This window comes from Bacillus paranthracis, from assembly GCF_024296885.1.
In the GTDB taxonomy this organism is placed as follows: domain Bacteria; phylum Bacillota; class Bacilli; order Bacillales; family Bacillaceae_G; genus Bacillus_A; species Bacillus_A paranthracis.
Window position 1 is genome coordinate 123,302 of record NZ_CP101136.1, and the last position, 22,814, is coordinate 146,115.

23 protein-coding genes and 4 pseudogenes are annotated in these 22,814 nt (G+C 35.4%); 9 read left to right on the top strand and 18 right to left on the bottom strand.

Going from position 1 to position 22,814, the window contains the following annotated elements; genetic code table 11:
• Nucleotides 1-54 precede the first annotated feature (54 nt).
• The 6 genes and pseudogenes from NLJ82_RS27695 to NLJ82_RS27715 all read left to right on the top strand — a co-directional run.
• Nucleotides 55-1,473, top strand: a pseudogene (locus NLJ82_RS27695) (DUF4158 domain-containing protein); the annotation flags it as partial.
• A 311-nt stretch (nucleotides 1,474-1,784) separates the two neighbouring features.
• A complete protein-coding gene (locus NLJ82_RS27700; RefSeq protein ID WP_000172443.1) occupies nucleotides 1,785-3,269 on the top strand; it encodes a spore germination protein in 1,485 nt (494 codons plus the stop codon).
• 8 nt (nucleotides 3,270-3,277) lie between these two features.
• Nucleotides 3,278-4,372, top strand: coding sequence for a GerAB/ArcD/ProY family transporter (locus NLJ82_RS27705; RefSeq protein ID WP_048519518.1), 1,095 nt, complete (start codon nucleotides 3,278-3,280; stop codon nucleotides 4,370-4,372).
• A gap of 4 nt (nucleotides 4,373-4,376) precedes the next feature.
• Nucleotides 4,377-5,144 (top strand): Ger(x)C family spore germination protein, encoded by a 768-nt coding sequence (locus NLJ82_RS27710; protein WP_496559967.1) that lies wholly within the window; start codon nucleotides 4,377-4,379, stop codon nucleotides 5,142-5,144.
• Nucleotides 5,062-5,511 (top strand): Ger(x)C family spore germination C-terminal domain-containing protein, encoded by a 450-nt coding sequence (locus NLJ82_RS28975; protein ID WP_496559968.1) that lies wholly within the window; start codon nucleotides 5,062-5,064, stop codon nucleotides 5,509-5,511. Before NLJ82_RS27710 ends, NLJ82_RS28975 begins: the two co-directional genes overlap by 83 nt.
• Nucleotides 5,512-5,886: 375 nt before the next feature.
• Nucleotides 5,887-6,438 (top strand): recombinase family protein, encoded by a 552-nt coding sequence (locus NLJ82_RS27715; protein WP_000576160.1) that lies wholly within the window; start codon nucleotides 5,887-5,889, stop codon nucleotides 6,436-6,438.
• A 22-nt stretch (nucleotides 6,439-6,460) separates the two neighbouring features.
• Here NLJ82_RS27715 and clpP read toward each other — a convergent pair whose 3' ends face one another.
• The 16 genes and pseudogenes from clpP to NLJ82_RS27790 all read right to left on the bottom strand — a co-directional run bounded on the left by clpP (nucleotide 6,461) and on the right by NLJ82_RS27790 (nucleotide 16,876).
• Nucleotides 6,461-7,042: an ATP-dependent Clp endopeptidase proteolytic subunit ClpP gene (clpP, locus tag NLJ82_RS27720; RefSeq protein WP_001049162.1), complete on the bottom strand. Its 582-nt coding sequence runs from the start codon at nucleotides 7,040-7,042 to the stop codon at nucleotides 6,461-6,463.
• 241 nt (nucleotides 7,043-7,283) lie between these two features.
• Nucleotides 7,284-8,153, bottom strand: coding sequence for a DUF421 domain-containing protein (locus tag NLJ82_RS27725; RefSeq protein ID WP_000018909.1), 870 nt, complete (start codon nucleotides 8,151-8,153; stop codon nucleotides 7,284-7,286).
• A 20-nt stretch (nucleotides 8,154-8,173) separates the two neighbouring features.
• Entirely contained in the window at nucleotides 8,174-8,380 is a 207-nt protein-coding gene (locus tag NLJ82_RS27730; protein ID WP_000215902.1) for a DUF1657 domain-containing protein, read from the bottom strand.
• A gap of 9 nt (nucleotides 8,381-8,389) precedes the next feature.
• Nucleotides 8,390-8,740, bottom strand: a complete 351-nt coding sequence (gene spoVAE, locus NLJ82_RS27735) for a stage V sporulation protein AE (protein ID WP_000575919.1) — start codon at nucleotides 8,738-8,740, stop codon at nucleotides 8,390-8,392.
• A complete protein-coding gene (gene spoVAD, locus NLJ82_RS27740; protein ID WP_000938965.1) occupies nucleotides 8,737-9,753 on the bottom strand; it encodes a stage V sporulation protein AD in 1,017 nt (338 codons plus the stop codon). The genes spoVAE and spoVAD overlap by 4 nt, the downstream gene beginning before the upstream one ends.
• Nucleotides 9,754-10,230: a stage V sporulation protein AC gene (gene spoVAC, locus NLJ82_RS27745; RefSeq protein ID WP_000095403.1), complete on the bottom strand. Its 477-nt coding sequence runs from the start codon at nucleotides 10,228-10,230 to the stop codon at nucleotides 9,754-9,756. It abuts the gene before it with no gap.
• 29 nt (nucleotides 10,231-10,259) lie between these two features.
• Nucleotides 10,260-10,745, bottom strand: a complete 486-nt coding sequence (locus NLJ82_RS27750) for a YhcN/YlaJ family sporulation lipoprotein (protein ID WP_001170598.1) — start codon at nucleotides 10,743-10,745, stop codon at nucleotides 10,260-10,262.
• 93 nt (nucleotides 10,746-10,838) lie between these two features.
• Complete coding sequence (locus NLJ82_RS27755) at nucleotides 10,839-11,045, bottom strand: DUF1657 domain-containing protein (protein ID WP_000216164.1); 207 nt, start codon at nucleotides 11,043-11,045, stop codon at nucleotides 10,839-10,841.
• A gap of 609 nt (nucleotides 11,046-11,654) precedes the next feature.
• Complete coding sequence (locus NLJ82_RS27760; RefSeq protein ID WP_000724271.1) at nucleotides 11,655-11,795, bottom strand: hypothetical protein; 141 nt, start codon at nucleotides 11,793-11,795, stop codon at nucleotides 11,655-11,657.
• A 182-nt stretch (nucleotides 11,796-11,977) separates the two neighbouring features.
• A complete protein-coding gene (locus NLJ82_RS27765; protein ID WP_014315598.1) occupies nucleotides 11,978-12,412 on the bottom strand; it encodes a DUF421 domain-containing protein in 435 nt (144 codons plus the stop codon).
• Between the two features lie 60 nt (nucleotides 12,413-12,472).
• Nucleotides 12,473-12,526, bottom strand: a pseudogene (locus NLJ82_RS28835) (hypothetical protein); the annotation flags it as partial.
• Nucleotides 12,527-12,773: 247 nt separating this feature from the next.
• The gene (locus NLJ82_RS27770; protein ID WP_000454745.1) at nucleotides 12,774-14,267 is read right to left on the bottom strand and encodes a phospholipase D-like domain-containing protein; all 1,494 of its coding nucleotides are present in this window, start codon (nucleotides 14,265-14,267) and stop codon (nucleotides 12,774-12,776) included.
• 352 nt (nucleotides 14,268-14,619) lie between these two features.
• Nucleotides 14,620-15,124: pseudogene (locus NLJ82_RS27775) on the bottom strand (DUF421 domain-containing protein).
• A gap of 219 nt (nucleotides 15,125-15,343) precedes the next feature.
• A complete protein-coding gene (locus NLJ82_RS27780) occupies nucleotides 15,344-16,075 on the bottom strand; it encodes an alpha/beta fold hydrolase (RefSeq protein WP_001040756.1) in 732 nt (243 codons plus the stop codon).
• An 84-nt stretch (nucleotides 16,076-16,159) separates the two neighbouring features.
• On the bottom strand, nucleotides 16,160-16,390 hold the full coding sequence (locus NLJ82_RS27785) for a helix-turn-helix domain-containing protein (protein ID WP_000974627.1): 231 nt from the start codon (nucleotides 16,388-16,390) through the stop codon (nucleotides 16,160-16,162).
• Nucleotides 16,391-16,399: 9 nt separating this feature from the next.
• Complete coding sequence (locus tag NLJ82_RS27790; protein WP_000820334.1) at nucleotides 16,400-16,876, bottom strand: DUF2975 domain-containing protein; 477 nt, start codon at nucleotides 16,874-16,876, stop codon at nucleotides 16,400-16,402.
• Between the two features lie 392 nt (nucleotides 16,877-17,268).
• Here NLJ82_RS27790 and NLJ82_RS27795 point away from each other — a divergent pair, with 392 nt between their 5' ends.
• Together NLJ82_RS27795 and NLJ82_RS27800 are read left to right on the top strand one after the other, a co-directional pair.
• Nucleotides 17,269-17,895, top strand: coding sequence for a recombinase family protein (locus NLJ82_RS27795; protein WP_000690663.1), 627 nt, complete (start codon nucleotides 17,269-17,271; stop codon nucleotides 17,893-17,895).
• A gap of 2 nt (nucleotides 17,896-17,897) precedes the next feature.
• The gene (locus NLJ82_RS27800; protein ID WP_012477907.1) at nucleotides 17,898-20,945 is read left to right on the top strand and encodes a Tn3 family transposase; all 3,048 of its coding nucleotides are present in this window, start codon (nucleotides 17,898-17,900) and stop codon (nucleotides 20,943-20,945) included.
• 45 nt (nucleotides 20,946-20,990) lie between these two features.
• Here NLJ82_RS27800 and NLJ82_RS27805 read toward each other — a convergent pair whose 3' ends face one another.
• Both NLJ82_RS27805 and NLJ82_RS27810 read right to left on the bottom strand, forming a co-directional pair.
• The gene (locus NLJ82_RS27805) at nucleotides 20,991-21,344 is read right to left on the bottom strand and encodes a VOC family protein (RefSeq protein WP_000449611.1); all 354 of its coding nucleotides are present in this window, start codon (nucleotides 21,342-21,344) and stop codon (nucleotides 20,991-20,993) included.
• Nucleotides 21,345-21,397: 53 nt separating this feature from the next.
• Nucleotides 21,398-22,261, bottom strand: coding sequence for a helix-turn-helix domain-containing protein (locus NLJ82_RS27810; RefSeq protein ID WP_000041618.1), 864 nt, complete (start codon nucleotides 22,259-22,261; stop codon nucleotides 21,398-21,400).
• 322 nt (nucleotides 22,262-22,583) lie between these two features.
• Here NLJ82_RS27810 and NLJ82_RS27815 point away from each other — a divergent pair.
• Nucleotides 22,584-22,775: pseudogene (locus NLJ82_RS27815) on the top strand (helix-turn-helix domain-containing protein); the annotation flags it as partial.
• Nucleotides 22,776-22,814: the final 39 nt, after the last annotated feature.

The following is a 22,814-nucleotide window of genomic DNA, read 5'->3' on the forward strand; positions in this document are numbered from 1 at the left end:
CTCTATGTTTGAAATTATACTATTAAAAAAACATGTAGATCAGAGGGAGAACCAGTGAAGAAAAATTGGAATGAAGAAGAGCTTTTAGCAAACTTTATGTTAATGCCAAATGAACTACATCTATCTATGGGGAATAAAACAGAAACGAACCGTTTGGGCTTTGCCGTGTTACTAAAGTATTTCCAACAGAAAGCTAGATTCCCTAGCCAAAAGCAAGACATCCCAAAAGTAGTGATCGAGTACATAGCGAAACAGCTTGATGTTTCGCATGATCAATTTGATGAATATAGTTGGGGTGGAAAAGAAAAGACTTATACCCGACATCGAAAAAATATAAGGGATTTTTTTGGATTTCAGGAGCTTACACGTACAGATAATGATCGTTTGGGACAATGGTTAGAAGAACAAGTTCAGTCTACACATGATACAGACTATTTAAAAAACCAAGCATACAGTCTCTTTCGTAAATGGAAAGTTGAACCTCCTTCTATTGGGAGCTTAAAGCGTATGATTGACTCTGCCATTGATACTTTTGAAAAGAGCTTATATAAAATGACATATCAGCAATTATCTGCTAAGACGTGCACTCGGTTAGATGCTTTACTTGAGTCCCATGCTGATGAGGATTCTGATGGAGAGGAAACCGACATTTTAACTTTTCGTCAACTATTATCTTCTCCTCGTAAACCAAGTGTAAATGCGATGGAGATGGAGGTTAAAAAACTGTTAGCTATACGACATCTCCAAATTCCTAATGGTTTGTTTCATCATATGACTCCAAAATTACTAAAGAAATATCGACTTCGTGCAGCTACTGAGACTGTAACGGAATTGCGAGCACATCCAGCACCCATTCGCTACACCTTACTTGCCATCTTATTTTGGCATCGTCATGCTGAAGTTATCGACTATTTAGCTGATCTGTTGGATGAAATCACTCTCAAGTTCGGAAATAAGGCCAAGAATACTACCCGTAAAGAAGCAGTAGAAGAGTTGGAAAGGGTTCAAGGGAAAAATAAACATATTATCAACTTATTAAAAGCGACGGTTAATCATCCAGATGGAATTATTCAAGATACTCTATATCCGATTGTAGGCGCTTCAACAATTCGGGATATTATTAAAGACATGACAAGAAATCACCGAGAATACAAAGAAAAAATCTATATAAAGATGCATTCTTCCTATCGGGGGCATTATCGGATTGCTTTCTGTAATATCTTAAAAAATCTTACGTTCAGATCTAATAATCAATCTCATCAACCTGTCATTGAAGCTCTTCAACTAATTCGAGAATATGGTGATAGTGGTCAACGTTTTTTTGCAGCTAATGACGAAGTTCCTATTGAAGGAGTGATCCAGCCCAAATGGAAGGATATCATTATTGAGACGGATAGTAAGGGAATGGAGAGGGTTAACCGAATCAATTATGAGATTGCTGTTTTACAAACACTTCGAACGCGCCTCCGGTGTTTTACCGTTAATATCAATAACATGTGTTGTATTATCGATTTTACGAGTACTGATGTTAGAATTTACTTTATCAAAAGATAATGTAGAACTGCCCCACATTTCATTAAATTCAACCTCATATATACCAGCTAGTTCTGGCCAATTGATTTCTACAACATGTTGTTGGTTACCATCTAAAATTCCTTGTTCCATATTCGTTTCAGAACCATAGGTCCTAAAATTACTCTCAATCCTTACTTCTTTATTAAAACAAGTATAAAATGATTCCTACTTCAAATACTAAAAAAAAACTATTGAAGGATATGATTCAAATGACACTCCATCTAAATAAAAATAACTGCCCTAATTATGAAAAAATTAAATACATCCTCAACGAATCACCAGACTTAATGTGTAGAACACTTGAAGTTGGTGGAGATTGTCTCGAAGTTATTTTCATGAAAAATTTAATTAAACAAGAGTTTCTAAATGAGTATGTAATTAAATACATTCAACAACTTCCGATAGAATACATAACTTACTCTTATTTATTGAAAAACATACCAATGAACGAAGTAAAGAAAAACCTTAAGGAACAAGAGATTATCTCTTCCCTCTTAAATGGATTCGCTTATATTTACTTATCAGACGAAAGTAAAGCATTTATGGTAAATTGCGCCAACCCTATTGAAAGATCTATTGAGAAAGCAGAAACAGAATCATTGGTATACGGTCCTAAAATATCGTTTACAGAATCATTATCTTCTAACATTAAAATTATAAGACGAAATCTAAATGATTCTAATTTGTGTACAGATGAATTAAAAATAGGAGAACGTGTTAAGAAGCAAGTAAGAATTATATATCTTAAAGATATAGCGGATGATGACACACTTAAAACACTTAAGGAGAAGTTTGAAAATATAAAAACTGATAATATAAGTGACAGTTCAGTATTGGCACAATGTCTTGAAGATAATCATTACTCATTTTTTCCACAGTTTATATTAACAGAGTTGCCCGATAGATTCCTCTACTCTATTTTAAACGGACGGATTGGTGTTCTTATAGATGAAAGTCCAATTGCTATTATTGGACCTGCTAATTTTTTTTCGTTTTTTGAATCAACAGAAGACATATATTTGAGATGGTCCTTAAGTACTTTTATAAGATTTATACGATTATTTGCTATGGCAGGGTCACTATTTCTTACAGCATTTTATGTTGCAACCATGACATTTCACTCTGAACTAATTCCATCTAAATTGTTACTTATAATTGGGCAATCACGTTCACAAGTTCCTTTTCCACCTTTGCTAGAAGCACTTTTACTCGAATTATTAATTGAATTACTTAGAGAGGCTGGGGCACGCCTTCCGTCAAAAGTAGGGCAAACAATGGGGATTGTTGGAGGTATTGTTATTGGCCAAGCAACTGTTGAGGCAGGTTTAACTAGCAACATTTTAATTATTATTGTGGCATTTAGTGCATTAGGGGCATTTACGGCTCCTATTTATGAAATGGGCACTGCTATAAGAATTGCTAGATTTCCTTTCATTATTCTAGCAGGTGTTTGGGGATTAAATGGGATTATTATCGGTGTCTGTGTAATGATGGTCCACTTGTTAAAATTGACATCATTAAACAAACCTTATCTTGCACCTCTATACCCTTTTAGGATTAAGGATATAAAATACTTCTTAATACGTCTACCCCACCATTTTTATATGAGACGTCCTGTTGTCAATCGCCCAAAAGATTCATTCCGCACAAGGTGGAGATTTAAAAAAACAGAAAAAGATTTAGATGAATTTTGAGGTGGATAATGAAATCAAATATTAGTTTTGTAAATGCCTATATGGCTTTCTTTATCATACACACTTCGCAAATTGGTATGGGCATACTTGGAGTCCCGAAAATTATTTATCTTGAATCTAAGAAAGATGCTTGGATCTCAGTTTTACTATCCGGTCTATTCATTAGTATTATCACTTGGATTATTATTAGCATACTTAAAAAACATGGAAACTGTAATCTTTATGAAATACACGAAAATTTATTTGGTCGCTTTATAGGAAGTATCATCAATACCTTAATTGTCATTTACTTTATTGCTGTACATTACTCTATCATCATCAGTTATGTTGAATTGTCCCTAACATGGGGATATGAAGGAGTTTATGAATGGGTAGGCACTTTAGCACTATTATTAATAACAATTTATGCAGTATCAGGTGGATTCAGAGTAGTTGCAGGGATATGCTTCTTATCCTTTTTAATGACTATATGGCTGCTATTTGTGATGTATCAACCACTTGATTCCATAAACTTAACTAGAATTTTACCCATCATGTCGACAACTCCGTCAGAAATGATGAAAGGAGTTTTTAAAAGCAGTTATACAATGTTGGGTTTTGAGACTTTATTTTTTATTTTTCCTTTTATAAAGGAGAAAAAAAAACTACTTCTATTCAGTCAATTAGCAATCTGGTTTACCACACTTCTTGTTTTAATTGCAACTGTTATTTCCATATTATTTTTTAGCCCTAAAGAATTAGAAAAACAGATCTGGCCTATTGTCAGTATGATAAGCGCTGTCCATTTTCCATTTATTGAGCGCTTTGAATCTATAGCAGTTTCATTATGGATATTAGTTATTTTTCCAAATTTATGTATAATCCTATTCATTTCTTCCAAAGGAGTTAAACAAATATTTCATTTAAAACTAAAACATGGAATATGGGTAATCTCAATAATCATTTTTATCACGAGTTTTTTTATCACAAAAAGAGTCGACAATAACCTTTTGATTGATAAAGTTGGTCAAGTAGGCTTTTACCTATGGTTTATCTATCCAATATTCTTATATTTCATTTCAATCATTAAATCTAAAATCTTTTCACGTTCAAAACGGAGTTGAAAAAATGAAAATATGGCTTATTCTACTACTTTGTTTCTTTCTCTGTACGGCATGTATGCTACCTGAAAAAATATTAGAAAGGCAAGGAATTTCAACTATTATTGGTTTTGACTTACTTGATGAGAATACATACAAAGGCACTATTAGCTTGTTACAATTCGACCGTAAAGAAGAAAAGACGAGTGTAACCCTTTCTGCCGTCGGAACTACAAGCAAACAAATAAGACAAAATTTAGAACAACAGACAAGCCACGACCTTACTTCTGGTCAATTAAGGACAATTTTATTTGATAAATATATGACAGAAATGATAGGGATTTCATCTTTTCTAGATACAATGCAACGAGATAGTAGCATCGGATCTTTAATTTTTTTGGCAATTACAAACAATGCTGAGAGTACAATTAATAATAAAAACTATGAAGAATACCCTGAAATGGGGTCATATATTTATCAATTATTAGATAAGCACGAAAAGAAGGAAATGTTAATAAACTCCAACTTGCATGATTTTATTTCCACACTATATGAAATTGGTATCGATCCTACCTTACCTATTCTATCGAATGAGAATGGTGTAGCACCCTATTTAGATGGGGTTGCATTATTTAGGGATGATAAAATGGTTGGTTCTATTTCCATGAAAAAAACCCTGTATATAAAATTATTCACCGATCATAATGCTTTTTTTGGGGGATATAACTTTAAATATTCCTACAGAGGTATTAGAAGAAAAGGGAATAAAACTAGTCGAAAAGCAAAAAGGAGATAAATTTAATATTACAATTCACCCAATAAAGTACCGCGGAAATGTTGAATTATCTCAGAAAGAGTCGGTTAATTTAAATGCATCTATTTTAGTTTCAACTATAGAATTACAGCCTTCTGTTACTCTTAAAAATAAGGAATCAATAAAAAAAATGGAGCTAATAATTGAAGAAGAACTAAACAAAGAATTCGGGGATATTCTTGAGAAGTTTAGAAAATTAAATACTGATCCAATTGGCATTGGAAGAAAAATAAAAAGTATAAGAAAATATTCCAATTTAAATGAAAAAGATTTGAGAGGAAAGTATTCCACATTAAATTTAAAACCAAATATTAAGGTAGAAATAAAACGAACTGGGGCAGTTGATTAGTTCACGAATTACTTGTGAAGAACCTCATTTACTTATGAAAAGCTCACCGAGGTTGATATTAAACTTATCTTCCAATAGTTCAATAATTGTATGTAAAACCATAATTAACTACAATCCTTATTCAACAATCTGGCCCTATTGCGGAACAAAAATAAAAGAGCTCTCTTCAGTCATACTGCGGCTGGTTAGTTTAATAAAATTAGCCCCATAAACGGACATTTATGGGGCTGGTCCTTATTGGAGCAAGACACACTCTATTTACCCTGATCTTTGGTACCAAAACTCATTCCCAAAATCAAAGTAACATTTTTAATAACAAACACCGTTTTTGGTGCTAATATATTCATATAAATAGTTTTTAGTAGGTGATTAATTATGATTTTTGGTTACGCGCGAGTGAGTACGGAGGAACAAAACCTAGATATGCAAGTTGATGCATTAACACAATTCGGGGTTGAGAAGATTTATAAAGAAAAATTAACTGGCACACGAAGAGATAGGCCTCAATTAGAAGACCTTTTAAAAATTTTACGAAGTGGCGATAAAATTGTTGTATATAAACTTGACCGTATTTCACGTTCCACAAAACATTTGATAGAACTGAGCGAATTATTTAACGATATGGGTGTACATTTTGTATCAATTACTGACAGTATTGACACTTCAACCGCAATGGGAAAGTTTTTCTTTCGTACAATGGCAAGCATCGCTGAACTAGAAAGAGATATTATTAGTGAACGAACAAAGTCTGGTCTTCAAGCAGCAAGATCAAGAGGAAAGAAAGGTGGGAGACCTACTAAGAAAGAAGATAAAGTGGAAATGGCTGTTAAGATGTATAAGAGTAAAGACTATACAATTAAGCAAATTACAGTGGCGACTGGTATCAGTAAGACCACGCTGTATAGGTATTTAGACAAGGCGCTATAGGGTTGCCTCAGTAATTTAGTTATTAACGATTTGTAAAGATCTTATCGATTAAACCGTATTCTAAAGCTTTTTCTGCTGTCATGAAGTTGTCGCGGTCTGTGTCGCGTTGTAGCACTTCAAGTGGTTGACCAGTGCGGTCAGCAAGAATTTGGTTTAGTTTTTCACGTAAGAATAGGATACGTTTAGCAGCGATTTCGATTTCAGTCGCTTGACCTTGTGCCCCGCCAAGTGGTTGGTGAATCATTACTTCACTGTTTGGAAGTGCATAACGTTTTCCTTTTTCACCTGCTGCAAGTAAGAATGCACCCATAGATGCAGCCATACCGATACAGATTGTTGATACTTGCGGTTTAATAAACTGCATTGTATCGTAAATTGCCATACCTGCTGTGATAGAACCACCAGGGCTGTTGATGTAGATGTGAATATCTTTTTCTGGATCTTGAGATTCCAAGAATAAAAGCTGGGAAACGATTGAGTTAGCTACGTTGTCATCAATTGCGCTACCAAGCATAATGATGCGGTCTTTTAATAGTCGAGAGTAAATATCGTAAGCGCGTTCTCCACGATTTGTTTGTTCAATTACTGTAGGAATTAAATTCATCTGTTATTTCCTCCTTATAAAGCTTTCTTAGTCTTATAATACAATTATGGTCAATAAAGGTCAAACGAAACCACTTTAAATCAAAAAAATATGTAGTTGTACCATGAAATATTCGCTATGTTTTTGAAATTCCCTGCTTATGTATCTTCAACATCATAACCGAATTACATAAATTTAAACGTTATAAAAACTGTAGAAAAAAAGAAAAGAACGCCTTTTGACTGAAGCGTTCTTTCGATATCTATTCTTTTAAAAGATAGGTTACTTTATTTAAAATCTTTTCGATTTGTTTCGCGTTTTTACTATACATTTCGCTCGCTGATTTCGACTTTGTTTCTAAGGAAAATAGTTCAAGATCAGCATGACATTTTTTTAATGATGCTAATAATAAAGGTTTGTTTTGAGGAGAAGGCATTTGTAGTTTGTCATTATAAATGTCGATAGTCAGTTGTCCGTATGAATCAACTTGACCGAGAAAGACATTTTCGATAACAACACCGAGCTTTTCTAGTTCAGCATGTAGCCAAGCGCGGTTATGTCCACTTGCGGATAGCGGTTCATCTAAGACATTGCCATCCATAATAACAGTTTGTGGTTCTTTTTCGTTTGCTACTTTTAAACCGATGTCTTTTGCTGTGAGTGGTTGGCGATCTTTCTTTAATAATACATTTAATTCTCCGCTCGGTTCTAGTACAGCAAATTCAACATCAGCTACGCTGAAGGCATCTTTTCCACGAAGAAGTTCCAGTAATTCGTCACTTGTATATTTTTCTTTCTTTAAGTTGTCTTCGAGTATCTTTCCATCTTTTATTAATACGGTAGATTTCCCTTCAAAGAAGTCCCGAGCTGTTTTGTTCTTTAAAGAAAGGATTCCTGTTAAAAAAGGTACCACAGCGAAAATGAGTATCGCAAAGACGCCGTGAAAAAATTTTGAATCGAGCCCTGTAGATACTTGGGCAGCGATGTCACCGATTGTCATTCCGGCTATGTATTCAAAAAAGGAGAGCTGAGAGATTTGTCTTTTCCCTAACCATTTCGTAATAGCGAATAAAATAATTAATATGAATACAGAGCGAAGAATGACAAGTGTCCATTCCGGCAGGTGAGACATAGTCATTTCCTCCAGTCTACTTAAAACCCTTTATATTGAGGTTCTTCACGTTCTAATACTGAAACTCTATTTTGTAAATCCGCGATGATGCTCTCCATTTCTAACATACATTCATGAAATACACGTTTTGATTTTGCGTCCTGTGAATGTAGTGAAAGGGAGCTCAAACTTGCTTGAGCGCCCCTTACACTAGCAAGGCAGGTTTTGACGCTAGCGATAACTGTCATACGAACACCTTATCCTTTCGGTTTGAATAGCAATGCTCCGATGAAGCCGAAAATAATAGCTGCGGATACACCGGCGCTTGTTACTTTAAACATGCCGGTAATAACGCCAACGATGCCATGTTTTGCAGCTTCTTCCATTGCACCGTGAACGAGGGCATTACCAAAGCTTGTAATAGGTACAGTTGCCCCAGCTCCAGCGAAATCAATTAATGGTTCATACAAATTGAATCCATCTAATATAGCTCCAGCAACAACGAGTGTTGCCATTGTATGAGCTGGTGTTAGCTTTCCAACATCAAACATAAGTTGGCCGATTACACATATAAGTCCGCCAATGACGAAAGCCCAGAAAAAAATCATTGCGTTGCACCTCCAAATTCAATCGAAACGGCATGAGCGATACACGGAATCGTTTCTTCTTGTTGGAATGTAAGTGGAGATAGTAAAGCGCCTGTCGCAACGACAAGTATTTTATTAAACTCTCCTCTTTTCATTCGGTTTAATAAGTGACCGTATACGACCGTTGCGGAACACCCTGGTCCACTAGCGCCAGCGATGACAGGTTGCCCTTCTCTATAAATGAGCAGCCCGCAATCTTGAAACTGTTCGCTCGTTACTTTCGTTCCGTGTTTATGTAATAAGTCATAAGCAATTTCGCGTCCTACATGTCCGAGGTCACCCGTTACGATTAAATCGTAGTAAGAGGCATCAATTTGTCGTTCGCGTAAATGGGCTTCAATTGTATCAACGGCAGCTGGAGCCATTGCACCTCCCATATTAAATGGATCTGTTAATCCCATATCAACCACTCGTCCGATTGTGGCAGATGTTACCCTAGGACCGTGTCCAGTATCGCTTAAAATAGCAGCTCCTGCTCCGGTTACTGTCCACTGCGCGGTAGGTGGTTTTTGCCCACCATATTCGGTAGGATAGCGGAACTGTTTTTCTACAGCTGTATTATGACTGGATGCACCAGTTAATAAATATTTTGCGCCTTTTGCATTTACGATACTTGCTCCAAGTGCTAAACCTTCCATAGAAGTAGAACAAGCGCCGAATAGTCCGAGATAAGGAGTGCCCAGTGTACGGCAAGCAAAGCTTGTAGGGGTAATTTGATTAATTAAATCGCCTGCGAGTACAAATTGAATATCGTCTTTACGAAGTTTTGCCTTTTCAGTAGCGCGGCTACAAGCTTCTTCGAACAAAATTTTATGTGCTTTTTCATAGGAATCTTGTCCGAGCCATAAATCTTCATGGAGGGTATCGAAGTCTTCTGGAATTTTGCCTTTAGCTTCAAACGGCCCGCCAACGACTCCCGTCGAAATAATAACTGGTTTGTTTTCAAATACCCACGTTCGGTGTCCTTGTAACATTTATAGCCCTCCCCATTGAACGAGAATCGTTTTAATAAGTGCGATGACGAAAGCGGAAAATACACCAAATAAAATAACAGAACCAGCTAATTTAAACATGTTACCACCAACGCCGAGTACAAAACCTTCTGTGCGGTGTTCGATACATGCGGCAATAACGGAGTTACCAAATCCAGTGACAGGTACAGCTGTGCCTGCTCCGGCAAATTGACCAAACCGATCGTATATACCAAATCCAGTTAATAACATGGAGATGAAAATAAGAGTTGCGACTGTTGGATTCCCTGCTGAGCGTTCAGTGAAATCGAAATACGTAATATAAAAAGTAGAAATGAGTTGCCCAATTAGGCAAATGAAACCACCAACGAAAAAGGCTTTTATACAGTTTTTTAAGACAGGACGCTTCGGTTCGCGTTCTTGCTCGAATTTTTTATATTCCTGTTGCACAGGGGTTAAGTTTTTATCTTTACTAGACATTGCAAACCTTCCTTTTCTTTTAAAAAGCGTTAAGTGTTAGACTCCATTTTTTTACCAATGAATTTTAATTGTTTATTAATTTCATCTTTAGATACTTTCTTTTCCTTAATTTTTCTTTCAAGCTTTTCAAGTAACATAAAGATTTTTTTATCTGTACTTACACGAACATCGAAAGTGGGGTGCTCATCACTTAGCTGCTTTTGGAGCTTCTTACGGAGAGGTTTTAATCCAAATCTTTCGTGATGCTCAGGTGTAACTGCTATGTAGAGATCTAAATTTGAATTTACTGCTGTACTTTTTATAATTTCATCCATAGTGAGAGCTCTTTTCTTGGCTCCTTGTGATATAGATTGATTAAAGGATTCCATACTCGTTTTTGTTAACTTTGGACCTTTCTCTTTCTCCGTTCGTTTTGCTTCTTCTTTCACTTTTTTATCTAAAGGACTATTATCACATCCGGTAAAAGAGCTAAATAGAAGGGCAAATAATACGGTTATGAGTCCGAGTTTTTGCATATTTATCATTCCATTTCTATTGCAATATGTAATGTGATAGAAAAAGGATGACTGCATATCATCCTTTTTCTATTTCACAGCAAGACTGATTCGTTATTGCTGTGAGTATTGTGGTTCTTCTTGTTTGACTTCTTCAACGCGTGGGTTTAAAGAATCGATAATCGTTTGTGTTTGCTGTGCAGCTGTTTGGAAAAGTTGCTTAGCTTGTTGGTTATCCGTATCAAGAGCGAATCCCTCTAAGCTAGCTTGTGCACTTTTTAATCCAGAAACAGTTTGTTTTAATTTCGTAATTACAGTCATTGAATGAAGCCCCCTTTGGAATATCAATTCAAAGATTATAATTTGTGAGTTGGGGTGAATTTATGATTGGAAAATTTAGGGGGGTGCTTTGTTAATATACTCATAACTAAGCGTCATAAAGGATTACGGGGATATTTTTATTGATTTAGATGGATTTTATTGCTATTATTATGAGAAGAAAATGAAGTGTTTTCTATTATCATGCGCCCATAGCTCAGTCGGATAGAGCGGTGGTTTCCGGTACCACGTCTTATATGACAAAGGAAACCAAATGTGCTTTAGGGTGCGGTATAAAGCTGTTTGTCGGAGTTTTTAACGCTTAACTTGAGCGGGAACAAACCGCAAACGTCCTACGTAGGCATTAGCGAATTATTGTCGCATAGTAAAAAGGTGCTACGTGTAACCAAATGAAGATAATGATAGTACATATGCGGAGAGCTTCCGTCTGAAATTCGTTTCAGATAGGGGGCTCTTTTTTTATTATGTCTAAAAGTATACGAGTAGTAAAAAGACGAAGAGAAGTAGTTGGGTGTTTTTGCCCATCCCCCCGAAAAGGTGGAATAAGGAGTACCTCACTGAAAGATTAGGGAAGTACTCCTTAAACATCGCTTACTCTGTTTCCGATATTACGTTTAATTGGGCTAATTCTTGAATAATTGCATCCAAATCAACAGACTCTTGTTGTATATTAAACTCGTATCTTCCATAGAAGTTAATATGTTGCCATGCAACTGGGGATATTTTTTTCATAACGGGGTAGCGTCAGGAAAATGCGGATTTACAACGTTAAGGAAACCAAAATATAAAAAGTCTAATTTCTCGGTGTTATAAGTGAAAAATTAGGCTTTAGTTACTTCATTAAAGCGCCTGATTGTTGAAGACTAAAGTTTATATTCACCAAGAAAATTGATGTGCTCTTATCCTAACAAATTTTATTTAGGACTTACATGTATGCCTTCACGCTCTCGCCAATCTGCGTAAAGTATACGCTTTACATTATCATATCCATTGGTAGTTAATTGGTTATCTAACCACTGTTGATCAAATCCGAGTTCATGTAAATTATCCCATAAAATTTCCCCATCTATAATTAACGATGTTGGGAGGTCTACTGGACTTTCTGGAAGATTGAGATCTGGTTTTTGATACTTGGATTTTAATAATAAACTTATTTGCCCATTAGCTTCCAATATACCGTATTTGACTTCGCGAACTGAAAAGACATTATTTTGACGGAGTATACTCAATACTTGATTTACATCCAATTTGTTCTTTGTAAGTAACTTTCTGTCCATAACACCATCTCGAATGATGATGTTAGGATTGCCTAATAAGAGAGAACGTGTCGATTTATTTTTTAGAGTCATAAACTCTATTCCCAACATAAGAAACGTCCACAATCCGATGGCATATAAAAAATGAAAAATCCCTACCTTATCTTCATAAATGTTATTTCCTAAAAAATCTCCAAGTACTAACACAAAAACTAAGTGAAACGGGGTTTAACTGATAGATGGATGTTCTGCCTGTTATGATAATGATAAAAAATAAAGTTGCAAAACCTACTATGACTTTGATTGCCAGTAAACCCAAAAAAACTTCACCCAAAATTTATTCCTCCATTTTATATTTCACTCGATTTCAAAAATCCTCATGTTTTAAAATATTTATATTACAACATGTAAGCTAATTAAAATCAGAAAGATAAATAATACCGGTTTTTTCAACTTATAATAATGGAGAAAGCACGCGAGCACCCTGTTCAACAATGCGCTCGGTCAGGGATCGTTGCACCAAGTCTTCAATTCTTAATGGTACAGAATCAGTAAGATCCCTCTCGAACTGCTCTGTGAGTTCCCTTGTCACATCAGCACTGTACACGACTTGACACACCTCATAATTCAGGCGAAAACTTCTCATATCATAGTTTGCTGAGCCTACGGCAGCAATCTCCTCATCGATGGTCAACACCTTCGCATGTATCATTCCTTTGTCGTACTGGTAGATTTGAACTCCAGCTTCTATAAGTTCTCCGTAATAAGTACGGCTTGCAAGACCCACGATTTTTTGATTATTGTGGCGAGGAACCAGCAATCTTACACGGACACCACGAGTTACTGCTGTCTTTAATGCCATGATAATATCCGTTTCTGGTACAAAATAGGGTGTTGTTAAATCAATAGTCTTGGTCGCCTGTGTTATACATATAAAGTAAGCTTGCCGAATGACTGGGGTAGGAATTCCAGGGTTTCCTTCCAACGTATGGATATACGCTTTATGCAATGTCCTAGTTTTTCCGGATATGTCCATTTTTTTATCATCAAGGGTGCTCAACTCTGATCCCAATTCGGCTGACCATTTGGAATGATCTGCTCTGCCGATTGAATTGATTTTCGTTACCTCTGATTTTGTTTTCAAATTTGTTTTTGATTTTATCCTTTCCGGCACAGCGATTTCCCAATGAACATCAAAAACAGTCTGCAAGTCGCCTGTTGCTTCCCCTATAATTTGCAAATGAGTGTCCCTCCAAAATCCTACGTCTGGCTTTAATCCTGTATATTCATACCCAACGTTCATACCGCCAGTAAAGGATTCCTTTCTGTCAATCGTCACAATCTTACAATGATCCCGATAATTCCAATTGGACAAAATCCAGGGAAATCGCAGAGGAAATATTGTCCTGCATTCTATCCCTGCTTCAACCATCTGCCGGATTTTTTCACGCGGGAATTTATAACTCCCCAAGCTATCTCTCATAAAACGAACCTGCACTCCATTTAATGCTTTTTCGATTAGCAGTTCTGTGATTCGATTACCAATTTGGTCGTTCCGATAGATGAAATATTCCAGATCAATGGTTTCTTGGGCTTTTTGCAGGGATACAAGGAGTTGATCATATTTTGCTATCCCATTGTTAAACACTTGGACTTGGCCCATTCGAAGCCCATTCACAGTGAAATGCCGTAAAGCATTGGCAATTACCGATGCTGAAGCACCGAATGTCTCAGGTAATTTGTTAGATTCATTTTTAGAACAGGTCAATCTTTTTCGATGAATAAACTTAGGGTTTGATATGCTAAGATATAGCCAGAAACCAATGACAGGTAAAAAAAGGACGATTATTATCCAATTCAAAGCCTTGGCAGGCCGACGAACTTCCCAAATTGCTATGAATAAGATAAAGAACGTATTTAACAGGTATAGATAAAAAATCCACTCCAACTGGAATCCCTCCTTCTGTTACTCTTAACATGTACAAACTATGTAACCAGTATACGTATGGAATATGAAGGGATTGTCTGTTATATATTATGGACTACCTTTATAAGAACTTGTATAAGATATTAAGAACGAAAAAAAGAGAATTAAGGTTGGGAAAGTTCTGACATCAAGAAAGGCGTAATGATCTGGGCACTGTCCTAACTAGAGACTTAGTGATTTTGAAAATTACCATCTGGTAAATTCCTAAATATAGGTATAATTTTTTATAAATTTGGAAAATGAAAGTGGTAAATGCAATAAGAAGTAAATAAGAGAAAACATTAATTTATATTGGGAGGAAATCGTCTTAAAATTAGTCGTTAACATCTTTTTTGTTAATGGTTAATGAATGATCGGTATCTCTAACAGCAGCATAAAAAAAATCTTTGATTTGAAGATATCCCTTTGCCTTTAGTTCTTCCTTTAACCACTTTTCATTTTTGTTGATAAATTTTAATTTACGCTTTTGCACTTTCCCTTCAATGACAACGGCTATGGGTAATCCGCGGTATTCCACTTTCATATGTAAATCTTTTGGAGTAATAGGAACTAATTCTTTTCTTGGAAAAATGCTAATTTCACCTGTTGCTTCCAAAATCGCATATTCATTATCGTGAATATCCGGATATCCTGTTGTTCTTAAATTAGACAACAGCTCAGGTAAAGGATATCTACTTTCCTTTAACTTTCGATTAAGATAAAAAAAGAATCGCTCCAAAATCATGAGGGGTAAGTTGGGCTAGAGCTGATTTCCCTAAAATATTTACTGCTACAATAAACACAATATAGATAAAAATAACTTGGGTGTTTTTGCCCATCCCCTCGAAAAGGTGGATTAAGGGATCTCCCTAAAAACAAATCCCCGTTAAAAGGCGCTTCCTTATGCAAGAATAGCGCCATTTAATGGAATAACTAAATTCTGACCTCTTCCATAAAATTACTTAATAAACTAACGCACCCCGATAGCGAGTATTTGGGTTGGGAGAAAATCGTATTAAACTGAGGGAGTTTAAGGTTTAAGTATTATCCTCCACAATTTAATTTTTAAAAATGTCAATTAGCTTTTTTATCGCACTAACTACTACTTCTGGTTCATCATTTTGTATAAAATGAGCACTGTTTTCAGCAATCACCAATTCACCATCTGAGGATATTTCAAGAATCTCTCTCTGCATGTCATTCCATAACTCTTGTGATTCCTTTGAATAATGAGCTTTCTTACCAGCTGAAAGAACAATTAATGGGACATTTAATTTAAGTCTGGTTTCTTTTAATTGCTTTAGACTTTCCATAAATTCATCATAATTGCCTTCATAAACAAATTGCTTGTTGTATGCTTGTTGAAAATCTTGTGACATCGTTGGGAGAAATCTTTCTCTGTAATCTTCAGGCGTAGAGTCAACTAAGACAAGTCCGCAAACTTCATTATGATATTCAGTTGCATATATCCGCATATTAACTCCACCAAATGAGTGACCAACTAATATGTACGGAGGTTTAATATTGGCTTCAATAAGAAGTTCCTTCAATTCTTTTACCATCTCACGGCTGGTTCTGGGGTTTGAACTTGTTTCACTTTTCCCAAGTCCTGCTCTATCATAAATTAGAACATTAGAGAGCATTGAAATATCCCCAATTACTGAATCCCAAGCCTTGGAAAAGTCTCCATATCCAGCGTCCATTATTATTGTTGGTTTTCCATTATTTTCCCCTATCAATTTAGCATATAGTTTACAATCACTTATTTGCACAAACATTTCTTTAGCCATTTAGTCCATTCCTCTCTTTTAGCCAACTATCATTAGTTAAAATTCAACAATTTTATGACATTCCTTCTTAATGTGTTTAAACTATCAAATGGTTGATTCTTGATTGTCAATGTCACTTTGATATTCAAGAATATCCCCAGGTTGACAGTCCAATGCCTTACAAATAGCTTCTAAAGTTGATAATCGAATCGCTTTAGCCTTTCCATTTTTCAAAATAGAAAGGTTAGCCATTGTGATTCCAACTCTTTCAGATAGTTCTGTTACACTCATTTTTCTTTTAGCTAACATCACATCGATATTGATTATAATTGCCACTGTTTCACCTCAGACCGTAAAATCATTTTCTGATTTTATATCTAAAACGTTTTTTAATAATTTCTGAAGAACCGCAGTGAAGACTGCAATAACAACAGAAGTAAAAATAATTGTTAATCCGATAATTGCTATTCCTGGGTGTAAGGCGTTTTGAGACATAAGAACGATGGTCCCTATCAAATATAAGATACTGATTGTAATTGCACAGTATTTTATATATTTCAAAACCTTTACAGACAATTCCGAAAAAGCATTGTTATTTTCAATGTAGTTTAAAAGTTTTAAAGCTTGATACAGAGCAAGGAAAAATGGTATCACAGTTACATACAAACCGATTAATACAGGATATTGCAAAAAAGCAAACTCCGGAAACATTTCTGCCGTATCATTTGCTAACCAAGGCAACCAAAATATACACAAGGCGAGTACCGTAATCCCAATAAGAAAAACAGCTATCTTTAAAAAAACAGTTGTTCCTCGTTTCATAAAAATGCACCTCACTTATTTATCGTTTTACAATAAATCATTATCCATATGCAATATATTATTGTTTTTTTTAAACAACCCCTTTTATTCTTATTTTTAGACTAAAATAAAAAGCATTCATCATTATAAAATACTTCACAATCCTTAGCTATTTAATTTATCTCTTGTTCAACTAAATGGTCCGTACGTGGAGCAAAAATTCCACACTCAATTCTTTGGGTTCTTTTTTGTTTATAAAGGTGTACTTTTAAAACCTGTCTAATAAAGGGTGGTTCTTGCGTTTATAAATCTATGAAAATATTTTTATAAACGTTTACTAAAATCGTCATACCTTTAGAAACTAAATATAGTAAAATAGTAGAAGAAAATATATCTTCTGGAGGAAGTTCATTGTGAAGATCGGTTATGTTCGCGTTTCATCTACAGATCAGAATGAAGAACGTCAAATCAAAAAAATGTTAGCTTTAGGCATCGAAGAGCGAATGATCTTTGTTGATAAACAAAGTGGAAAAGACTTTAATCGCCCCAGCTACCAGACGATGAAGCGTATCCTGCGGAAAGGGGATCTCCTTTATCTGGATGCCCTAGATCGATTGGGGAGGGATTACGAAGGGATTATCTATGAATGGAAACACATTACAAGGAACATTCAAGCAGATATTGTCGTGTTGGAAAACGAAACGTTATTTGATAGTCGTAAATATAGAGAGATGGGAGATATCGGAAAGTTAATGGAAGATCAGTTTCTAAACCTTCTCTCTTATGTGGCCGAACAAGAACGAAAAAAAATCAAACAGCGCCAAGCCGAAGGCATAGCGCTCGCCAAATCTCAAGGTAGACATTTGGGACGACCAAAGCTTAATTTACGGACCCTTTCCCATGAACAGCGCCAATTATTAGATTCTCACTATCCGAAGTGGAAAAATAAAGAGATCACGGGCGTTGAGTTCATGTGTTTACTTGGGTTGAAAAAGAACTCATTTTATAAAGTAGTCAGGGAATTTGAGATTGGAATATGAATATGGAGAATAATACAACTACCCAAAAACGGTTGAGGATTCTTAGCGAAGATGAAGTAAAGATCATTTATGACAGACCAGGTTTCTCATACGAAGATCGCTGTTCTTATTTTTCTCTTTCACAGCCAGAGAAAGAGCTGCTACACACATTGCGTTCTGTCAAATCTAAGGCTTATTTCGTTTTACAACTGGGTTATTTCAAAGCCAGACAACTATTTTTTACATTTGACCTCCATGAGGTAGAAGAGGATCTTCAATATATTCTGAAGGAACATTTCAACAACAGTCAAATTGATGACTTGAGTTCAATTGATAAGTCCACTAGGTTAAAACAACAACAATTGATTCTTAAATTATTTAACTACCACAGTTGCGGTGCCGAAGAACGGCGTAAGATGGAGGAAAAAGCTCAAAAGTCTGCGGCGTTTTGTGGTAAGCCGATTTACATCTTTCGAGAAATCATGAATTATTTGTCTGAAAACTGCATTGTTGTTCCTGGCTATAGTTTTATGCAAGATATGACAGGACAGGCAATAACCCATGAGCAAAACCGATTAATTTCATTGATGCAGGATCATCTAAAACAGAATGATATGGAATCCTTAGATCGATTACTTGAAGATTCTTCAGGGCTGTATGAAATAACACTACTGAAACACGAACCGAAAGACTTTAGCGCCACTGAAATAAAGCTTGAAATGAATCGTGGTAAACAAATACAGCATTTATATTACCTTGCTCAAGAACTGTTACCAAAGTTAGGTATTTCCAACGAAAGCATCAAGTACTATGCTTCATTAGTAAGTTACTACTCTGTCTACAAGCTCAAACGGCTGAATGTATGGATTGTTTATGTCTATTTGTTATGTTTTGTATCCCATCGTTATCAACGGATGCATGACAACCTGATCAATACCCTCATATATAGTGTAAGGGGGTATGCAGATGAAGCTAAATTAGCAGCAAAAGAACGAGTTTACGAGTGCTATACAGAGAGTAATCAAGACATCAAAAAAGCAGGGGAACTGCTTAAAATATTCACTGATGATCATATTCCTGCCAATACTCCCTTTAGGGATATTCAAGACCGTGCATTTACTATTTTGGAACGTCAGAAACTGGAATCCGTAGCCAAACAGATTACTACAAATATAAAATATGATGAAACTGCCTTCCAATGGGAACATATTGGTCAGCAGGCACGACGATTTAAACGTTATTTAAGACCTATATTTTTGCAGGTTGATTTCGTAGCTCCTTCACCAAATGATCCATTAATTAAAGCAGTGAATTTTATGAAAACTGCTTTTAATAAGAATAAAGCGTTAGGACAATATCACTCAGATGATTTGCCAAATGGTTTCATATCCGATGGTGTGAAGCGTTATATCTATGAACAAAAAACAATTTTAGCAGATCGATATGAATTTTTAGTCTATCGCCTCCTACGCAACCGTTTGGAAGCAGGAGATATTTTTTGTCGTGATAGTATCCGATTTCGCAGTTTTGAGGATGACCTGATCAATGATCGTCAATGGGAACAGAAAGAAATGTTGATCGCTGACACTGGTCTGACGATTTTCAACCAACCCATTCATAGTCATTTAGTGGAGCTTGAGAAGCGATTAGAAGATCGCATTACTAAAGTTAACCAGAGTATTTCATCTGGGAAAAATGAGCATCTTCAAATCAAAAAACGGGGTTCACATACCCGATGGACATTACCTTATACTCGTGACACAGAATCTATTAATCACTCATTCTACGATACATTAAAGCAAATAGACATTAGGAGTGTCTTGCATTTTGTTCAACAGCACTGTCAATTCCTTGACTCATTTGAGCACATCTTGGGACGTTATGCCAAACAGAATAAAGACAATCGAATTCTTGTCGCCTGTCTGATTGCTTGGGGAACCAACATGGGGTTAGGGAGAATGGGGGAAATTTCTGATATTAGCTATCCGTTACTGGCTGCCACATCTGATAACTTTATTCGTCTGGAGACTTTAAAAGAAGCGAATGATTGTATCAGTAATGCAATAGCCAAACTCCCAATCTTTAAACATTATGACATTGGGGAGACGATTCATTCTAGTAGTGACGGGCAGAAAGTTGAGACTCGAATCAATACCATTAATTCCCGTCATTCACCTAAATACTTTGGTCTTGGTAAAGGGATTGTTTCCTACACAATGGTAGCCAACCATATCCCTGTTAATGCTCGAATTATTGGGGCCAATGAGCATGAAAGTCATTATGTATTTGATATTTTATTTAACAACACAACTGATATTCAGCCTGATGTGCATTCCACGGATACACATGGAACCAATGAAGTGAATTTTGCTATCCTGAACTTTTTTGGTTATCAGTTTGCGCCTCGCTACAAGGATATTCACGATAAGGTCAACAAATCTCTTTACGGATTCAAACATCCAAGCCAATATGGAGATAACCTGATCAAGCCAGTTCGAAAGATTAATACGAATCTTATTATAGAGGAATGGGAAAATATTCAACGAATTATGTTATCCCTTGCAGTTAAAACAACCACACAAAGCATTATTATTGGTAAGCTAAGCGCTTATGCACGGAAGAACAAAACCAAACGTGCTTTATGGGAGTACGATAACATCATAAGAAGTCTATATTTTTTGGATTATATTGATTCTCCCCCTTTACGCCGGAATGTTCAAAAGGCATTAAATCGAGGGGAAAGTTATCATAAATTACGCAAAGCAGTATCCTTTGCCAATTTTGGAAAATTACGTTTCAAAAATGAAAATGATCAACATATTTGGGGCGAATGCAGTCGCTTACTCTCCAATTGCATTATTTATTACAATGCCAGTATTTTATCTAATATGTTGGCTTACAGAGAAACAAAGGCTCTAGATTCGGATGTTATGAAAAAAATATCCCCAGTTGCATGGCAACATATTAACTTCTATGGAAGATACGAGTTTAATATACAACAAGAGTCTGTTGATTTGGATGCAATTATTCAAGAATTAGCCCAATTAAACGTAATATCGGAAACAGAGTAAGCGATGTTTAAGGAGTACTTCCCTAATCTTTCAGTGAGGTACTCCTTATTCCACCTTTTCGGGGGGATGGGCAAAAACACCCATCCATGTTTCTGTTTGTCCCATTTTAGCTACAACATGTGGTTCGTCGATAAAAGTAACTTCTTTACCTAATAAGCGTTCATAAGTATCTTTAATATTATTTACTTCAAAATAAATTACTGAACTTGAAAGAGCGAATTCCTCTTTTTCTGGAAGTGTTAACATGAGACGCAATCCGTTGCATTCAAAGAATGCCATACTATTAGTGTTAAACAAAAGTGAGAGACCTAATTTTTCTTTATAAAAATCTAGTGCTCTATTTAAATCTTTTACAGGTACTCCAATTTGTCCAATTTTTTGGATTATATTAGTTTCCATAAAAATTTGCTCCCTTCAAAATATCTTATTATTAAAAGGATAAATTATTTTACCTAATTTTTCTTATCCAATATCACCTTTTTTCGATATTCTTTAGGAGATATGCCAACATGTTGCTTAAACATTTTGCTAAAGGATACAGGATTTTGAAATCCAAGTTTAAAGGTTATATCGGTCATATTATTACTTAATTCTGATAATAGTTGTTTTGCTTTTGTTACTCTAAACTCTGAAATATGCTGATGAGGAGTTTTACCATATATTTGTGTGTATGTTCTTAATAAATGATTTGGAGATAGACAAGAAATTCGTGCAATGTCATTTAATTTAATAGTTTTGTCATAATAAGCTCTTATGTAATCATGGGCTATACATATCCTTCTATATAATTCTTCACGTGTAGAGGTCCTTATTGCACTTAAAGATTCAACTTCCTTGTATGTATTAAAATGTTCATTCAAAATATATTGCATTAACTTATGAAATTGTTCCTCATAACCAACAGAATTAATTTCGAGACTAGGTAAAATATGTTTGAAAGTTTCAAGTTGAAAAGATAAAGTATTATTTTTATGATAGGTTTTATCAAAAAAAACAATAGAACTCGTATCCATAAATGGATCGTTTAGAAGATTATCGTTTGTTTCTTTTAATGAATTAAAGACCTCGGCTTCAAACCCATCTTTAAAGAAAATACAAAAAGATTCCACATCCTTCGTTTCATCAATTGAAATTGTGTATGAACCTTTATTAAGGAGTAGGTATCTACTTTCTTCAACAGCAAACATGCCTTTATTAGTCTTATAATGGGCTTTACCATTTGAAAATGTTTTTATGGACAGTTGGCCAATTCCTTCCCAGTAAAATTGGTCACTTTTTGCATGTAAAACGAAATTGGTAGAATCATTTTTTGACATAATACACTCTCCATAAGTGGCGTCATTATTTTTTTAACTTTATTATACATAATAATGGAATCTAAGTATGAAAATATATATTATCAATCTAAAACAGTACGGTGGATATGCGTATTGTAAGTGTTAAACTTAAACAACTTATTGTAATCTTAACGTATCCTTATTGCAAATGGTGACAGCTTCGCTGGTACTCACCCTAATATTGCCGTCTATAGCAAAAATATTCATTTTAGTTACAACCCTTAGCGTACCTAAATCAAGGATTTGAATTCCAAAAAATGTCTTAACGTGGGTTTTATGTCATTTGGTTGGCGGGACCCCTGAACGAACAAAGTCTGGTCTTCAAGCAGCAAGATCAAGAGGAAAGAAAGGTGGGAGACCTACTAAGAAAGAAGATAAAGTGGAAATGGCTGTTAAGATGTATAAGAGTAAAGACTATACAATTAAGCAAATTACAGTGGCGACTGGTATCAGTAAGACCACGCTGTATAGGTATTTAGACAAGGCGCTATAGGGTTGCCTCAGTAAGTCGGTTGCAGAAATTACATTTTAT

Excerpts from the sequence above, each read along its gene's own strand:
- NLJ82_RS27710 (WP_496559967.1), top strand. The coding sequence starts at position 4,377 with ATGAAAATATGGCTTATTCTACTACTTTGTTTCTTTCTCTGTACGGCA.
- NLJ82_RS27765 (WP_014315598.1), bottom strand. The coding sequence starts at position 12,412 with ATGACTCTAAAAAATAAATCGACACGTTCTCTCTTATTAGGCAATCCT.
- NLJ82_RS27750 (WP_001170598.1), bottom strand. The coding sequence starts at position 10,745 with ATGCAAAAACTCGGACTCATAACCGTATTATTTGCCCTTCTATTTAGC.
- NLJ82_RS27725 (WP_000018909.1), bottom strand. The coding sequence starts at position 8,153 with ATGTCTCACCTGCCGGAATGGACACTTGTCATTCTTCGCTCTGTATTC.
- NLJ82_RS27730 (WP_000215902.1), bottom strand. The coding sequence starts at position 8,380 with ATGACAGTTATCGCTAGCGTCAAAACCTGCCTTGCTAGTGTAAGGGGC.
- NLJ82_RS27810 (WP_000041618.1), bottom strand. The coding sequence starts at position 22,261 with ATGTCAAAAAATGATTCTACCAATTTCGTTTTACATGCAAAAAGTGAC.
- spoVAC (WP_000095403.1), bottom strand. The coding sequence starts at position 10,230 with ATGTCTAGTAAAGATAAAAACTTAACCCCTGTGCAACAGGAATATAAA.
- NLJ82_RS27700 (WP_000172443.1), top strand. The coding sequence starts at position 1,785 with ATGACACTCCATCTAAATAAAAATAACTGCCCTAATTATGAAAAAATT.
- NLJ82_RS27760 (WP_000724271.1), bottom strand. The coding sequence starts at position 11,795 with ATGAAAAAAATATCCCCAGTTGCATGGCAACATATTAACTTCTATGGA.
- NLJ82_RS27705 (WP_048519518.1), top strand. The coding sequence starts at position 3,278 with ATGAAATCAAATATTAGTTTTGTAAATGCCTATATGGCTTTCTTTATC.
- spoVAD (WP_000938965.1), bottom strand. The coding sequence starts at position 9,753 with ATGTTACAAGGACACCGAACGTGGGTATTTGAAAACAAACCAGTTATT.
- spoVAE (WP_000575919.1), bottom strand. The coding sequence starts at position 8,740 with ATGATTTTTTTCTGGGCTTTCGTCATTGGCGGACTTATATGTGTAATC.
- NLJ82_RS27755 (WP_000216164.1), bottom strand. The coding sequence starts at position 11,045 with ATGACTGTAATTACGAAATTAAAACAAACTGTTTCTGGATTAAAAAGT.
- NLJ82_RS27790 (WP_000820334.1), bottom strand. The coding sequence starts at position 16,876 with ATGAAACGAGGAACAACTGTTTTTTTAAAGATAGCTGTTTTTCTTATT.
- NLJ82_RS27805 (WP_000449611.1), bottom strand. The coding sequence starts at position 21,344 with ATGGAAACTAATATAATCCAAAAAATTGGACAAATTGGAGTACCTGTA.
- NLJ82_RS27715 (WP_000576160.1), top strand. The coding sequence starts at position 5,887 with ATGATTTTTGGTTACGCGCGAGTGAGTACGGAGGAACAAAACCTAGAT.
- NLJ82_RS27780 (WP_001040756.1), bottom strand. The coding sequence starts at position 16,075 with ATGGCTAAAGAAATGTTTGTGCAAATAAGTGATTGTAAACTATATGCT.
- NLJ82_RS27800 (WP_012477907.1), top strand. The coding sequence starts at position 17,898 with ATGGAGAATAATACAACTACCCAAAAACGGTTGAGGATTCTTAGCGAA.
- clpP (WP_001049162.1), bottom strand. The coding sequence starts at position 7,042 with ATGAATTTAATTCCTACAGTAATTGAACAAACAAATCGTGGAGAACGC.